Origin of the sequence: Streptomyces graminilatus (assembly GCF_001418565.1) — a bacterium.
Lineage (GTDB): Bacteria > Actinomycetota > Actinomycetes > Streptomycetales > Streptomycetaceae > Streptomyces > Streptomyces graminilatus.
In genome coordinates this window covers 1-14920 of the sequence record NZ_LIQQ01000407.1, presented here as the reverse complement: position 1 = coordinate 14920, position 14920 = coordinate 1, and the positions used below count along the sequence as shown (strand labels likewise).

Below are 14920 nucleotides of genomic sequence, written 5' to 3'. Positions count from 1 at the left end.
GCCGGTGTAGAAGGAGCGTCCGCCCGCGTAGTTCTGGCACCAGGCGATGGGATGGTCGCCGTTCATCGTGCCGCCGGTGTACGAGGACTCGTCGAGGGATGCCAGGACATGCACCGAACTCCGGGGATTGGAGCGGTAGTTGTACCACTCGTCGACACGGTTCCAGTCCGCGCCCAGGGTGGCGGTCGCCGGGTGGGCGCGGTCCTCCACGACCGTCCGGGCGGGCTGGATCGCCGGGTGCCCCTGGAAGTAGGCGCCGACGAGACCGCCGTAGAACGCCCAGTCGTACTCGGTGTCGGCCGCCGAGTGGATGCCCATATAGCCGCCGCCGTGGTGGATGTAGCTTTCGAAAGCGGCCTGTTGAGGGTCTGTCAGTACATCGCCGGTCGTGGAGAGGAAGACGACGGCCGCGTATCGGCGGAGGTTCGCCGGGGTGAAGGCCGTCGCGTCCTCCGTCGCGTCGACCTCGAAGCCGGCGTCCGCGCCGAGTTCCTTGAGTGCCGTGATGCCGTCGGGGATGGAGTCGTGCCGGAAGGCAGCCGTCTTGGAGAAGACCAGCACGCGGTCGGCGTGCCATGGCGGGGGCGTGGAAGCGGCTGTGGTGGACATGCCCGCGAAGAGTAGTGCGGTACTCACAACAGCGGTGGCGGTTCGGCTTGTTGATCGCATGGCGTACTCCCCTCAGCCCGTGGTGAGGACGAAGTCGTCCACCTCGTAGAGGTCGCCTGTGGCGGCTCCCTCGAAGACCAGGTAGAGCGTGGTCGTGCCCCTCGGGGCGTGAGACAGTCCGGCGGTGACGTCCTGGTAGGTGTCCAGGCCGCCGGTCGCCGGTACGGTCGTACGGCCCAGCACCTTGCCGGTCGGGGAACCCGCGCGGACTTCCAGCCTGCCGCCCGCGCCGGCCGAGGCGACGCGCGCGGTGAGCGACTTGGCATTGCTCAGGGCGTACGGCGTGAAGGCGATCCAGTCGCCGTTGTCGATGTCGCCGACCGTCCTGCCGCCGTGGGCCGTCTCCCGTGAACTCACCGCCGTGCCGGAGGAGTTGTTGAAGTGCTCGGCCTGGCGGTGGTTGGGCTGGACGACGTTCTGGTCGTGGGTGGTCAGGGGTGCCTGCCCGCCGCCGCCGAGGTCGGTGTACTGGGCGTCGAACACCCCGAAGATGTTGGCGTCCGGGTCGTGGCCGCCGTCGGCGCTGGTCCGGATGGTGCCGGAGCAGCCGTTCGCCGAGGTCTGCGGGTGGCCGTGGCTGTCGTGCCCGAGGATGAAGGTGACCTCGACCTTGGCACAGTCGATGGTCCGGCCGTCCTCGCGGTCGGTGACCCTCACCTTGAACGGGATCGCGTCGCCGAACGCGAACAGCTGCCCGTCCTGCGGGAGTCGGAGGACCACCTTGGGCGCGGTGTTGCCGACCACGACCTGGACGCTGGCGCCGCCGGTGCGGCCGGTGGGGTCCTTGGCGGTGACCGTCGCCGTGTACGTGCCGTTCTTCCGGTACTTGTGGGTGGGATTCGCCGAGCCGCTCGCCGTGGTGCCGTCGCCGAAGTCCCAGTCGTAGGTGAGGGTGTCGCCGTCCTGGTCGGTGGTGCCGACCGAGGAGAACCTCACCTTCAGCGGGGCCTGCCCGGAGGTGACGTTCGCGGCGGCCTGCGCGACCGGGGAGTGGCCGTCGGTGGCGTTCTCGATGCGGTACAGGGCGGAGTGCTCGTCACCGCCGAACCACGAGATGCCGTAGTCGAGGACGTACAGGGCGCCGTCCGGCCCGAAGGCCATGTCCATCACCTGGGTGCCGGTCCACGGAATGTCCTTGATGGACTGGACGGTCCCGTTGGCGTCGCTGGTGATCCGCTTGATCCAGCGGCGGCCGAACTCGCCCGCGAAGAAGTCGCCGTCGTACGCCTCCGGGAACTTGACCGGGGAGTCGAGGGAGGCGTCGTAGTGGTAGACCGGGCCGCCCATCGGTGACTCGGATCCGTCGCCGAACTCCGGTACGGAGGCGCCGTTGTACGGGATCCAGGCGGCCTGCGCCGGGGGAAGGTCGGTCAGGCCGGTGTTGTTGGGCGAGGTGTTCCTCGGGGCGTCGCAGTCGAAGGCGGCGCCCGATGCCTTGGTCCCGAAGTCGTAGTCCACGTAGGGGTCGTTGGCGCCGGTGCAGTACGGCCAGCCGAAGTTGCCGGGGGCGGTGACGCGGGCGAACTCGACCTGGCCGGCCGGGCCACGGGCCGGGTCGGCGGCGCCCGCGTCGGGACCGTACTCGCCGACGTAGAGGATTCCGGTCGCCTTGTCGACGCTGAAGCGGAACGGGTTGCGCAGGCCCATCGCGTAGATCTCGGGACGGGTCCTGTCCGTGCCGGGCGCGAAGAGGTTGCCGTCGGGGACGGAGTACGAGCCGTCCGCGTCGACCTTGATTCGCAGGATCTTGCCGCGCAGGTCGTTGGTGTTGCCGGCCGAACGCTGGGCGTCGAAGGCCGGGTTGCGGTTGGGGCGCTCGTCGATGGGGGTGAAGCCGTCGGACTGGAAGGGGTTGGTGTCGTCGCCCGTCGACAGGTACAGGTTGCCCGCCGCGTCGAAGTCGATGTCGCCGCCGACATGGCAGCACAGGCCGCGTGAGGCGGGGACGTCGAGGATCTTCCTCTCGCTGGCCTTGTCGAGGGTGCCGTCGGTGCCCAGGACGAACCGGGAGAGCCGGTTGACGCCGTCGAAGGGCGCGAAGTCGGCCGCGGTGCCCGTCTCGGGGGCGTCGCCCGCCGGGGTGTTCAACGGGGGTGCGTAATAAAGGTAGATGAAGCGGTTGCTGCTGAACTGCGGGTCCACACCGATGCCTTGGAGGCCCTCTTCGTCGTGGGAGTAGACGTCGAGCTTGCCGGACAGGCGGGTGTTCCCGGCGGCGTCGGTGATGCGGAGTTCGCCGTCGCGCGAGGTGTGCAGGACCGAGCGGTCGGGGAGGACGGCGAGGGACATGGGCTCGCCGACCTCCGGTTCGCCCTTGGCGAGGGTGACCTGCTGGAAGTCCTCGGCGGCGGCCGGCACGGGGGCGGCGGCCGGGTCGGTGACGGCTGCGCCTGCCTGCGGTGCGACCAGGGTCAGGGACGCTCCGGCGAGCAGCGCGCCCGTGAACAGGGCGAGCGCCTTGCGGAACCCCGGGTGCCGTCTGCGACGCCCGGATCTGCCGGCTCGTCCGGTGCGGGTGGTGCTGGTGGTTCTGCCGGTGCGGGTGGTGCCGACTTTCGCGTGCACGAATGCCTCCAGAACGGAGCTCGTGGTACATGCGGGTGCGATACGCCGGGGTGCGCCGTCACCCCGGAACAGTCAGAGGCTGTTCAGCCGTCGCCGGCTCAGTCGTTGCTGCCGAACGCCGCGTCGAACGAGGCCGACGGCGGGTCGAAGTCGTACGCCTTGAGGCGGGTCAGTGCCTCGGGGGCGCCCTGGAGCCGGTCCATGCCGGCGTCCTCCCACTCCACGGAGACGGGTCCCCGGTAGTCGATGGAGCGCAGCATGCGGAAGACGTCCTCCCAGGGGACGTCACCGTGACCGGCCGACACGAAGTCCCAGCCGCGGCGCGGATCGCCCCAGGGCAGATGCGAGCCGAGGCGGCCGTTGCGGCCGTCGAGCCGCTTGCGGGCCTCCTTGCAGTCGACGTGGTAGATCCGGTCGCGGAAGTCCCACAGGAAGCCGACCGGGTCGAGGTCCTGCCACACGAAGTGCGAGGGGTCGAAGTTCAGGCCGAAGGCCGGCCGGTGGTCAACTGCCGCCAGGGCGCGCTGGGTTGTCCAGTAGTCGTAGGCGATCTCGCTGGGATGGACCTCGTGGGCGAACCGCACGCCCTGGGCGTCGAAGACGTCGAGGATCGGGTTCCAGCGGTCGGCGAAGTCCTGGTAGCCGCGGTCGATCATCGACTCGGGGGCGGGCGGGAACATCGCGACCAGGTGCCAGATCGCGGAGCCGGTGAAGCCGATGACGGTGTCGACGCCGAAGGCGGCGGCGGCGCGGGCGGTGTCGGCGATCTCGGCCGCCGCCCGCCGCCGTACGCCCTCCGCGTCGCCGTCGCCCCAGATACGGGCGGGCAGGATCGCCTGGTGGCGTTCGTCGATGATGGCGTCGCAGACGGCCTGGCCGACCAGGTGGTTGGAGATCGCCCGGCACTTGAGGCCGTACTTGTCGAGGAGTTCTCGCCGGGAGTCCACATAGGTGGGGTCGGCGAGGGCTTTGTCGACCTCGAAGTGGTCGCCCCAGCAGGCGAGTTCGAGCCCGTCGTAGCCGAAGTCACGGGCGAGGCGGCAGACCTCTTCGAGGGGCAGGTCGGCCCACTGGCCGGTGAAGAGCGTGAATTCGCGCGGCATTCTCGTCGAGCCTCCTCAGACCGACAGGCGTGCGGCCGGTACAGGTGAAGCGGCGTCGGAGGAAGCCGCTACGGGTGTGTAGAGCGAGTTCTTCTCCGCGCTCTCCTCGACCGCCGCCAGGACGCGTTGCACCTGGAGGCCCTCCGCGAAGGAGGGGTGGGGCCGGCTGCCCTCGGCGATCGCGAGGACGAGGTCGCGGGCCTGGTGGACGAAGGAGTGCTCGTAGCCGAGGCCGTGGCCCGGTGGCCACCAGGCATCCATGTACGGGTGGTCGGGTTCGGTGACGAGGATGCGGCGGAAGCCCGCGTGCGTGCCCGGTTCGGTGCCGTCGTGGTAGGCGAGCTCGTTGAGGCGCTCCAGGTCGAAGGCCAACGAGCCCCGCTCGCCGTTGAGTTCGATGTGCAGGGCGTTCTTGCGGCCGGTCGCGTACCGGGTGGCCTCGAAGGAGGCGAGGGCGCCCGAGGGGAACCGGCCGGTGAAGACGGCCGCGTCGTCCACGGTGACCTGGCCGGTGCCGTGGGACGCGGCGGCGCTCAGGCCGCTGGTCGGGCCGTCGGGCAGCGGGCGTTGCCGTACGAAGGTCTCGGTGAGGGCGGAGACCCCGGCGAGGGGTTCGCCCACGAGGTACTGGGCGAGGTCGACGATGTGGGCGCCCAGGTCCCCGAGCGCGCCGGACCCTGCCGTCTCCTTGCGCAGCCGCCAGGTGAGCGGGAACTCCGGGTCCACCAGCCAGTCCTGAAGGTACGTCACCCGCACGTGCCGCAGGGTGCCGAGCCTGCCTTCCGTGACCATGGCACGGGCGAGCGCGGTGGCGGGCAGGCGGCGGTAGTTGAAGCCGACCATCGCCAACTGGCCGCGTCGCTGGGCCTCTTCGGCCGCCGCCGTCATGGCCATGGCTTCCTCGACGGTGTTCGCGAGGGGCTTCTCGCACAGTACGTGCTTGCCGGCGGCGAGGGCGGCGAGGGCGATGTCGGCGTGGCTGTCGCCGGGGGTGCAGATGTCGACGAGGTCGACGTCGTCCCGTTCGATCAGGGCGCGCCAGTCGGTTTCGGCCGCGGCCCAGCCGTGCTTGGTCGCTGCCGCTTGGACGGCGCGGGGGTTTCGGCCGCAGATGGCGGCCAGCGTCGGGCGTAGGGGGAGGTCGAAGACACGGGGGGCGGTGCGCCAGCCTTGGGAGTGGGCTGCGCCCATGAACGCGTATCCGATCATGCCGACGCCCAGGACCGGCTTGTCGGACTCGGCGTCTGCCTGCGGCTGTGACATACGAGTGTCCTCCTCGTGCTGGGGGGGTGATCTAGTAGGTCGTCTGCGGGTGCGTCGTGGCTGGTCGCGCAGTTCCCCGCGCCCCTATAGGGCGCGGGTGAGCCGCACGTCTGAGAGGCAGCCCCCGCGCGCCTTTGGGGCGCGGCTGAGCGCACGCCCGTAGTCAGCCCCAGGCCCTGGCCACCGCTCCCTCTACTTGAAGCCGGTCGGCATGTACTGGTCGACGTTGGTCTTGTCGACGACCGCCGAGTAGAGCGTGATGGATGACGGGATCTCGAATTCGGCGAGGCCGCTGACGCCCTTGGCCTGGGCCAGGGCGCGGGCCAGGTCGATCGCCGAGGCGGCCATCGTGGGCGGGTAGAGCACCGTCGCCTTCAGCACGCCGTTGTCCTGCTTGATGGCCTGGAAGGCGGCCAGGGCGCCGGCGCCGCCGACCATCAGGAAGTCGTCGCGGCCGGCCTGTTCGATCGCCCGCAGCGCGCCCACTCCCTGGTCGTCGTCGTGGTTCCACAGGGCGTCGAACTTGGGCTGTGCCTGGAGGAGTTGGGCCATCTTGGCCTGTCCGGACTCGACCGTGAACTCGGCGGCCTGGCGGGCGACCTTCCTGATGTTCGGGTAGTTCTTCAGGGCGTCGTCGAAGCCCTGCGTGCGCTGCTTGGTCAGTTCCAGGTTGTCGAGGCCCGCGAGTTCGATGACCTTGGCGTCGCTCACGTCCTTGAGCTTGCCGCCGATGTAGTGACCGGCGTTGAGGCCCATGCCGTAGTTGTCGCCGCCTATCCAACAGCGGTACGCCTGCGGGGTGTTGAAGATCCGGTCCAGGTTGACGACCGGGATGCCGGCGCGCATCGCCTTCAGGCCGACCTGGGTGAGCGCCTTGCCGTCGGCGGGCAGGATCACCAGGACGTCGACCTTCTTGTTGATCAGCGTCTCGATCTGGCCGATCTGCGCGGCGGTGTCGTTGGAGCCCTCGGTGATCTCCAGTGTGACGTCGGAGTACTTCTTCGCCCGGCTCTTGGCGTTGTCGTTGATCGCGTTGAGCCAGCCGTGGTCGGCCTGGGGTCCGGCGAAGCCGATGGTGACGGCCTTGCCGGGGGTGTCGGCGACGGCCGGCCGGTTGTCCGCCGCGGGTTCGCCGGCGGGATCGTTGCTGGTGCAACCGGTGAGCAGGATTCCCGCCCCGGCGGCGGTCCCGAGGAGCAGTCCTCTGCGGCTGGTGACAGGCGTCGGCTCTGGCATGGCGGTGAACCCTTCCGTCAGGTCGTGCTTGCGGTGCGGCGCTGGACGAGCACGGCGGCGACGATGATCGCGCCCTTGGCGATCTGCTGCACATCGCTCTGGAGGTTGTTCAGGGCGAAGATATTGGTGATCGTGGTGAAGATCAGGACGCCCAGCACGGAGCCGACGATGGTGCCGCGACCCCCGCTGAGCAGGGTGCCGCCGATGATCGCGGCGGCGATGGCGTCCAGTTCGTACAGGTTGCCGTTGGTGTTCTGGCCGGAGCCGGACAGGATGATCAGCAGGAATGCGGCGATGCCGCAGCACAGCCCGGACAGGAGGTAGAGGTAGAGGCGCTGGCGGCGTACGTCGATGCCGGCGAGGCGGGCCGCCTCGGCGTTGCCGCCCACCGCGACCGTGCGGCGGCCGAAGGTGGTGCGGTTCAGGACGAGCCAGCCGATGACCGTCACTACCGCGAAGACCAGCACCAGCGACGGGATGCCGAGGACGTACGCGTCGCGCTCGCCGAGGTCGAGGACGCTGTCGATCGTGACGATCTGGGTCGCGCCGTCGGTGATCTGGAGGGCGAGTCCGCGCGCCGAGGCCAGCATCGCGAGCGTGGCGATGAACGGGACCATCCCGCCGTACGCGATGAGCAGCCCGTTGACGAGTCCGCAGGCCACTCCGACGAGCACCGCGGTGAAGAGGATGCCCGCGAAGCCGTACTCCTGGGTGGCGACGGTGGTCGCCCACACCGAGGAGAGGGCGACGATCGCGCCGACCGACAGATCGATGCCGCCCGACATGATGACGAAGGTCATGCCGACGGTGACGACGCCGATCACCGAGGCCTGGGTGAGGACGAGTTGAAGGTTGCGCGTGTCGAGGAACTCGTCGGGCTTGGTGATGCCGCCGACGGCGATCAGCGCGGCGAGGACACCGAGGAGGGAGAGGGTGCGGATGTCGGCGCGGGCCACCTTGGTTCGCCAGGACGGGAGTTGACCGGCCGGCGGGGCCTGATCGGTGCTGTCGCGCGGCGGGGACACGGGCTGCGTCATGACGCCGGGCCCCTTTCACCGGCTGCGGGCTTACCGGCTACGGGGTTACTGGCTACGGGGTTACTGGCTGCGGGCTTACCGGCTGCCGGACCGCCGATTGTCCGCGTCGGGGGGCTGTCGGCCGCAGGACTTGCGCTGGCCACGGTGGCTCCTTCCATCACGAGGTCGAGCACACGGTGTTCGTCGAGTTCCCGGGCGGGTGCCGTGTGGACGACCCGGCCCTCGCGCATCACCAGGACGCGGTCGGCGAGGCCGAGCACCTCGGGCACCTCGCTGGAGACCAGCAGGACGGCGAGGCCCTCGTCGGCGAGGCGGCGGATCACCGCGTACAGCTCGGCGCGGGCGCCGACGTCGACACCCCGGGTGGGTTCGTCGAGCAGCAGGACCCGGCAGCCGCGCAGCAGCCAGCGGGCGAGCACGGCTTTCTGCTGGTTGCCGCCGGAGAGGGTGCGGACAGACGCCGAGGGGTTGTCGGGCCGTAGCGACAGCTCGCGGGTGGCGGCACGGGCGGCGCCCAGTTCGGCGGCCCGGTCGATCCAACCCCCGCGTGCGAAGCGGGACATGGAGGAGACCGACACATTGCGGGTGACGGACTCCAGCATCAGCAGGGCCTGTGCCTTGCGTTCCTCGGGGGCGAGCCCGAGTCCGGCGCGGACCGCGGCCCGTACGCTGCCGGGCCTCAACACCGCTCCGTCGACGCGGACTTGACCTGCCGTCGGTTTGCGGGCGCCGTAGATCGTCTCCAGGATCTCCGAGCGCCCGGACCCGACAAGACCGGCCAGGCCGACGATCTCACCGGGCCGGACGGAGAGGTCGACGGGCGCGAACTCGCCCTCTCTGGCCAGTCCTTGGACTTCGAGCACGGGCGCGGCGCCCGCGTCCCTCGGTGTCGCCGGGCGCTCCGGGAAGACGTACTCGACGTTGCGTCCGGTCATCAGGGCGACGATCTCGCGGGTCGGGGTGGACTTCGCGGGGAGTCCGCCGGCCACCGCCCGGCCGTCCTTGAGGACGGTCACCCGGTCGCCGATACGGCGGATCTCCTCCAGCCGGTGCGAGATGTAGACGACGGCGACCCCGTCGGCGGTCAGGTCGCCGACGATGCGGAAGAGGTTGTCGACCTCCTCCGGGTCGAGCGCGGCGGACGGCTCGTCCATGACGATCAGCCGTACGTCGTGGGAGAGCGCCCGCGCCATCGAAACGATCTGCCGCTGCGCCGCCGGTAACTCCCCGACCAGGCGCCCGGGTTCGATCTCAGGATGGCCGAGTCGTTTCAGCAGCACGGCAGTTGAGGACTTCGCCGCCTTTCCGCGTACGACGAATCCGGCGGCCGTGGGTTCATGGCCGAGGTGGACGTTCTCGGCGACCGACAGGTGTTCCACCAGGTCGAGTTCCTGGTAGATGGTGGCGATGCCGAGGCGCATGGCGGCGATGGGCGAGCGCGGGGTGACCTGCTCGCCGCGCCAGCTCAGGCGGCCGTCGTCGGGCTGGTGGGCGCCGGCCAGGACCTTGATGAGCGTGGATTTCCCGGCCCCGTTCTGGCCGAGCAGACAGTGCACTTCACCGGCCTGGACGTCGAGGTCGACGCCGTCGAGGGCCCGGACTCCGGGGAACGACTTGGTGATGCCGGTCATGCTGAGCAGCGGTGGTTCTGGTGCCATGACGGTTCCCCTTGGCGGGCGTGCGGGCCGGTTGCAGGGTGGATCGCCTGCCCGGCAGGTGTCGCCGGGCAGACGTTGTCGAGCAGGCGTTGTCGAGCAGGCGTCGTTGATCAGGACAGAGCAGGGCGGAGCGGGGCGCTGTACGGGTGAGGCGTCACCACGAGCCGGTGAGCCGTGGGTGCGAGGTGTCCTACGCGGGTGAGAACAGGTGGTCGCTGATGAGGCGGGCCGCGCCGATGACTCCGGCGGTGGGGCCCAACTCCCCCAGCACGATGGGCAGGTTGCCGGTCGCCAGGGGCAGCGACTGGCGGTAGACCTGGGTACGGATCGCGGCGAGCAGGGTGTGGCCGAGGCCGGTCACCCCGCCGCCGATCACCACCAGGCCCGGGTTGAAGAAGCTGACGAGACCGGCGATGACCTGGCCGGTGCGGTTGCCGCCCTCGCGGATCAGGTCGAGCGAGGTGGCGTCCCCGGCGGCAGCGGCGGCGGCCACGTCGACCGCGCTCAGGGCACCGCTCGCCTCCCACCGGGCCGCGAGTTCCGCCGAACGTCCTTGCTGGGCCGCCTCTTTGGCGTCACGGGCCAGAGCGGCGCCGCTGAAGTGGGCCTCCAGGCAGCCCCGGTTGCCGCAGGCGCAGGGGCGGCCGTCGGGCACCGCCTGGATGTGGCCGATGTCGCCGGCGCTGCCCGTCACCCCTCGGTGGACCTCGCCGCCGACGACGATGCCGCAGCCGATTCCGGTGCCGATCTTGACGCAGAGGAAGTCGCTGACGGAACGGGCGACGCCCGCGTGCTGCTCCCCCATCGCCATCAGGTTCACGTCGTTGTCGACCATCACCGGGCAGCCCAGTTCCTGGCTGAGTGCCTCCCGGACGGGGAAGCCGTCCCAGCCGGGCATGATCGGCGGGGCGACCGGTACGCCCTCGGGGAAGCGGACCGGGCCGGGGACGCCGATGCCGGCGCCGTCGAATCCCGCCGCGAGCCCGGAGCCTCTCAACTTGGCCGCCATGGACAGGACTTGCTCGAAGACCGCGACCGGGCCCGCACGGACGTCCATGGGCTGGTTGAGATGTCCCAGCACTTCCAGTTCGGCGTTGGTGACCGCGATGTCGATCGAGGTCGCGCCGATGTCCACGCCGAGGAAGCGCAGGGCGGGGGCGAGCCGGATGTTGTGGGAGCGCCGGCCGCCGCGCGATGCGGCGAGTCCGTCGGCCACGACCAGGCCCGTCTCCAGGAGCCGGTCCACCTCCACGGCCAGCTTGGACCGTGACAGGTCGACCTGATCGCCCAGCTGGGCCCGGGAGTTGGGTCCGCCGTCACGCAACAGGCGTAGCAGCCGGGCCTGGTGGGCGTTCGCGGGTCGAGCGGTCATACGTCTCACAAGCCCCTCCCCGCCTGATCAGGCACCGACCGGCCACTCCTCGCGGCTGCTTCGCCGGACTTTCGAGTGGAACGTAGCAGCCGCTGCCGGGGCTGGGAAGAAGTCGTGCACGGATTGGGGCGGACTTCCGCCACTGAGAGGACAAAGAAAAAGACGCCTCTGAGGGCGTCTCGGGTGGGCCCTGGACGGCCCACCCGTTCATCGCGGGCCCCCGGGGCCCGCTCCGCTCACGGGCAGCGGACGACCTGGCCGGCGTACGAGAGGTTGCCGCCGAAGCCGAACAGCAGGACCGGGTCACCGGTGGAGATCTCGCCGCGTTCGACCAGCTTGGAGAAGGCGAGCGGAATGCTGGCGGCCGAGGTGTTGCCGGACTCGACGACATCGCGGGCCACGACGGCGTTCACGGCGCCGATCTTCGCCGCCAGCGGTTCGATGATGCGCAGGTTGGCCTGGTGCAGGACGACGCCGGCGAGTTCCTCGGGGGTCAGTCCCGCGCGCTCGCAGGCCTGGCGGGCGATGCGCGGCAGCTGGGTGGTGGCCCAGCGGTAGACGCTCTGCCCCTCCTGGGCGAACACCGAGGGGGTGCCCTCGATCCGTACCGCGTGTCCCATCTCGGGCACCGAGCCCCACATGACGGGCCCGATACCGGCGGGTCCCGTCTCCTGCGCCGGACAGGCCTCGACGACGGCCGCGCCCGCGCCGTCCCCGACGAGGACGCAGGTCGTGCGGTCGGTCCAGTCCGTCACCGCGGACATCTTGTCGGCGCCGATGACGAGGGCACGGGTCGAGCCCCCGGCCCGTACGGCGTGGTCGGCCGTGGCCAGGGCGTGGGTGAAACCGGCGCACACGACATTGAGGTCCATCGTGGCCGGCGAGGGCATGGCGAGCCGGTGGGCGACCCGGGCGGCCATGTTCGGGGAGCGGTCGACGGCGGTCGAGGTCGCGACGATGACGAGGTCGATGTCGCTCGCGGCCAGGCCCGCCGCCGCCAGTGCCTTGGCGGCGGCGTGCGCGGCCAGCTCGTCGACGGGTTCGTCGGGACCGGCGATGTGGCGCGTACGGATGCCCACCCGGCTTGTGATCCACTCGTCGCTGGTGTCGACCAGACCCGCCAGATCCTCGTTGGTGAGCACCTTGGCGGGCTGGTAGTGACCGACGGCGGCGATGCGCGAGCCGTTCATGTGTGGGTCCCCCTTGCTGCTTTTCGGTAGCGGGATCCACCAGTCTGATCAGTGACTCACCAGTATGGCGGCACGCGATGCCACAGGATTAACGCGGCAGGGTTGTCGGCTTCTATCAGACCCCGCGGTTCGCGAACAACTACCCTGTGAACAATTGTGTCACCTTCCGCACGAGCTCGTAGAGGCCGTAGCAGAGCGGCGCTCCCACCCACAGCCAGGCGAACGCGATCAGGGGCCGGCGGTCGGGCAGCGGGCCCGCGGCCTCAGACGGAGGGTTCTCGCTGGACATCGGCGGGCTCCTTCGGTACGGGGAGATGGTGGCGGGGGTCGACGGGGCGTACGAGTTCGTTGGCGACGAAGCCGACGGCGAGCAGTCCGATCATGATGTAGAAGGACAGTCCGTAGAGCGCGGAGCCGTGTTTACCGGCCTCCTCCTGCCGGTCGGCGATCCAGTTGACGATCAGCGGGCCGAGGACACCGGCCGTGGACCACGCGGTGAGCAGCCGCCCGTGGATCGCGCCGACCTGGTAGGTCCCGAAGAGGTCCTTCAGATAGGCGGGAACGGTGGCGAAGCCGCCGCCGTAGAAGGAGAGGATCACCAGGGCGCAGAGGATGAACAGCGGCTTGGAGGAGTCCCCGAACCAGGCGATCGAGGCGTACATCAGCGCGCCGACGCCGAGATAGACGCGGTAGATGTTCTTGCGGCCGATCAGGTCGGAGGTGGACGACCAGCCGATCCGGCCCGCCATGTTGGCCGCCGACAGCAGCGCGACGAAGCCGGCCGCCGCCGACACCGAGACGGGTGTGGAGCTGTCCGCGAAGAAGTCCTTGATCATCGGCGCGGCCTTCTCCAGGATGCCGATGCCGGCGGTCACGTTCATGCAGAGAATCACCCACAGGCACCAGAACTGCGGGGTCCGCACGGCGTCGCGCGCGGAGACCTGGACGCCCGTGAGGCCGCTCGGCCCGCTCGCTCCGCCGCCGACGGGTTTCCCGCCGCGCGGCACCCGTACGAGGAGCACCCCGAGCGACATGAACACGGCGTACGTCAGTCCGTGCACGAGGAAGGCGAGCGCGATCCCGGAGCTGTCGGAGCCGAACGACTCCAGCATCTGCGCCGACCAGGGCGAGGCGATGAGCGCGCCGCCGCCGAATCCCATGATCGCGATGCCGGTGGCCATGCCGGGCCGGTCCGGGAACCACTTGATCAGGGTGGAGACGGGCGAGATGTAGCCGATGCCGAGCCCGATGCCGCCGACGAAGCCGTAGCCGAGGACGATCAGCCAGTACTGCTCGGTGGCGGCGCCGAGCGAGGCGAGCAGGAAGCCGGAGGAGAAACAGACCAGGGCGACGGTCATGGCCCAGCGCGGCCCGTTGCGCTCGACGAGGGTGCCGCCGAACGCGGCGGACAGGCCGAGCATGACGATGCCGAGCTGGAAGGGCAGCGCGCTCTGCGTGCCGCTGAGGCCGAGCGCGGATTCGAGCGGCGGCTTGAAGACGCTCCAGGCGTAGGCCTGGCCGATGGAGAGGTGGACCGAGAGCGCGGCCGGCGGTACGAGCCAGCGGCTCCAGCCGGGGGGTGCGATGGGGGGACTCATGATCCCGGACGATAGGAACCGGCCGCCCGGTTGGGAAGGCGGCCGGTCGGACTCGCCGCCCGTATGCGGTGAACGGTGTCCTGGCTGCGCCGAACGGTCGTTCGGACCGGACGAACGGTATCCCGGGTGTCCCGGGTGTCCGGGCCCCGCACGGGGCCCCTTGCCGACCGCAATCGCCATACTGTAGACAATATGTCACCTACCCGTCCCCTTCCGGCAGCACAGCCCCGTGGACCGAGGTGCCACCTCGCGCGTGCAGGACAATGAGGACGAGAAGGCCATCTGCCAGCACGCACAGAACCGGGGCTGATCACGACATGGGACGAGTCACGGAACGACGCAAGGTGATCCGGATCCGGGACGGGGCGATCTCCACCCGGCCGGACACCCTCGTCGCCGAGGAACCCATGGAGATCCGGCTGAACGGCAAGCCGATCGCCATCACCATGCGGACGCCGGGCGACGACTTCGCGCTCGCCGCCGGCTTCCTGGTGAGCGAGGGCGTGCTCGCCGAGCGGCGCGAGCTCCAGAACATCGTGTACTGCGCGGGCGCCACGGCGGAGGGCTCGAACACGTACAACGTGGTGGACGTACGGACGGCCCCGGAAGTGGTGCTGCCCGACATCACGCTGGAGCGGAACGTGTACACGACGTCCTCGTGCGGCCTGTGCGGCAAGGCGAGCCTCGACGCGGTCCGCACGACGGCGCGCTGGGCCATCGACGACGGCGCCGACGCTCCCCCCCTCCGGGTCACACCCGAACTGCTCGCGGCCCTCCCCGACCGGCTCCGCGCGGCCCAGCGGGTGTTCGACCGGACCGGGGGCCTGCACGCGGCGGCCCTGTTCACGGAGGAGGGCGAGCTGCTCGACATCCGGGAGGACGTGGGCCGGCACAACGCGGTCGACAAGCTGGTCGGCCGGGCGCTGCAGAACGGCGACCTGCCCCTGTCCCGAGTGATCCTGCTGGTCTCCGGCCGGGCGTCGTTCGAGCTGGCGCAGAAGGCGGTCATGGCCGGGATTCCCGTGCTGGCGGCCGTCTCGGCGCCCTCGTCGCTCGCCGTCGACCTGGCGGCCGAGTCGGGGCTGACCCTGGTGGGCTTCCTCCGGGGCGCCAACATGAACGTGTACGCGGGCGAGGACCGAATCGCCCTGCGGGCCACGGCCACCCAGAGCTGACGGGCCTGCCCGCCCACCTGCCCGCCTGCCCGTCTCCCAGGCCCGGCTGCCCAC

Annotated in this window: 12 protein-coding genes; 1 reads left to right on the top strand and 11 read right to left on the bottom strand. The window is 70.4% G+C overall.

Translation table 11 applies throughout. The annotated features are described in order from the left end of the window. From AOK08_RS47745 to AOK08_RS30770, 11 genes are all read right to left on the bottom strand, one after another. Nucleotides 1-669: ThuA domain-containing protein (locus AOK08_RS47745; RefSeq protein WP_422125787.1), on the bottom strand; the 669-nt coding region annotated here is incomplete at its 3' end. Between the two features lie 12 nt (nt 670-681). Beyond that, on the bottom strand, nt 682-3234 hold the full coding sequence (locus tag AOK08_RS30810; protein ID WP_055532174.1) for a PQQ-dependent sugar dehydrogenase: 2553 nt from the start codon (nt 3232-3234) through the stop codon (nt 682-684). 98 nt (nt 3235-3332) lie between these two features. Then, nucleotides 3333-4337, bottom strand: a complete 1005-nt coding sequence (locus AOK08_RS30805; RefSeq protein WP_055532173.1) for a sugar phosphate isomerase/epimerase family protein — start codon at nt 4335-4337, stop codon at nt 3333-3335. 15 nt (nt 4338-4352) lie between these two features. After that, a complete protein-coding gene (locus tag AOK08_RS30800; RefSeq protein WP_055532171.1) occupies nt 4353-5600 on the bottom strand; it encodes a Gfo/Idh/MocA family protein in 1248 nt (415 codons plus the stop codon). A 192-nt stretch (nt 5601-5792) separates the two neighbouring features. Then, nucleotides 5793-6836, bottom strand: coding sequence for a substrate-binding domain-containing protein (locus tag AOK08_RS30795; protein ID WP_055532169.1), 1044 nt, complete (start codon nt 6834-6836; stop codon nt 5793-5795). 17 nt (nt 6837-6853) lie between these two features. Then, nucleotides 6854-7873, bottom strand: a complete 1020-nt coding sequence (locus AOK08_RS30790; protein WP_055532167.1) for an ABC transporter permease — start codon at nt 7871-7873, stop codon at nt 6854-6856. After that, the gene (locus tag AOK08_RS30785; RefSeq protein WP_241827155.1) at nt 7870-9531 is read right to left on the bottom strand and encodes a sugar ABC transporter ATP-binding protein; all 1662 of its coding nucleotides are present in this window, start codon (nt 9529-9531) and stop codon (nt 7870-7872) included. The genes AOK08_RS30790 and AOK08_RS30785 overlap by 4 nt, the downstream gene beginning before the upstream one ends. A gap of 190 nt (nt 9532-9721) precedes the next feature. Then, complete coding sequence (locus AOK08_RS30780; protein WP_055532165.1) at nt 9722-10903, bottom strand: ROK family transcriptional regulator; 1182 nt, start codon at nt 10901-10903, stop codon at nt 9722-9724. Nucleotides 10904-11139: 236 nt separating this feature from the next. After that, nucleotides 11140-12093, bottom strand: a complete 954-nt coding sequence (locus tag AOK08_RS30775; protein ID WP_055532163.1) for a beta-ketoacyl-ACP synthase III — start codon at nt 12091-12093, stop codon at nt 11140-11142. 139 nt (nt 12094-12232) lie between these two features. Beyond that, nucleotides 12233-12382, bottom strand: coding sequence for an MFS transporter small subunit (locus AOK08_RS48960; protein ID WP_422125786.1), 150 nt, complete (start codon nt 12380-12382; stop codon nt 12233-12235). Then, nucleotides 12357-13691: an OFA family MFS transporter gene (locus AOK08_RS30770; RefSeq protein WP_055532161.1), complete on the bottom strand. Its 1335-nt coding sequence runs from the start codon at nt 13689-13691 to the stop codon at nt 12357-12359. Before AOK08_RS30770 ends, AOK08_RS48960 begins: the two co-directional genes overlap by 26 nt. A 317-nt stretch (nt 13692-14008) precedes the next feature. Between AOK08_RS30770 and fdhD the strand changes: the two genes are divergently transcribed. Further along, entirely contained in the window at nt 14009-14866 is an 858-nt protein-coding gene (fdhD, locus tag AOK08_RS30765; protein WP_055532159.1) for a formate dehydrogenase accessory sulfurtransferase FdhD, read from the top strand. Nucleotides 14867-14920: the final 54 nt, after the last annotated feature.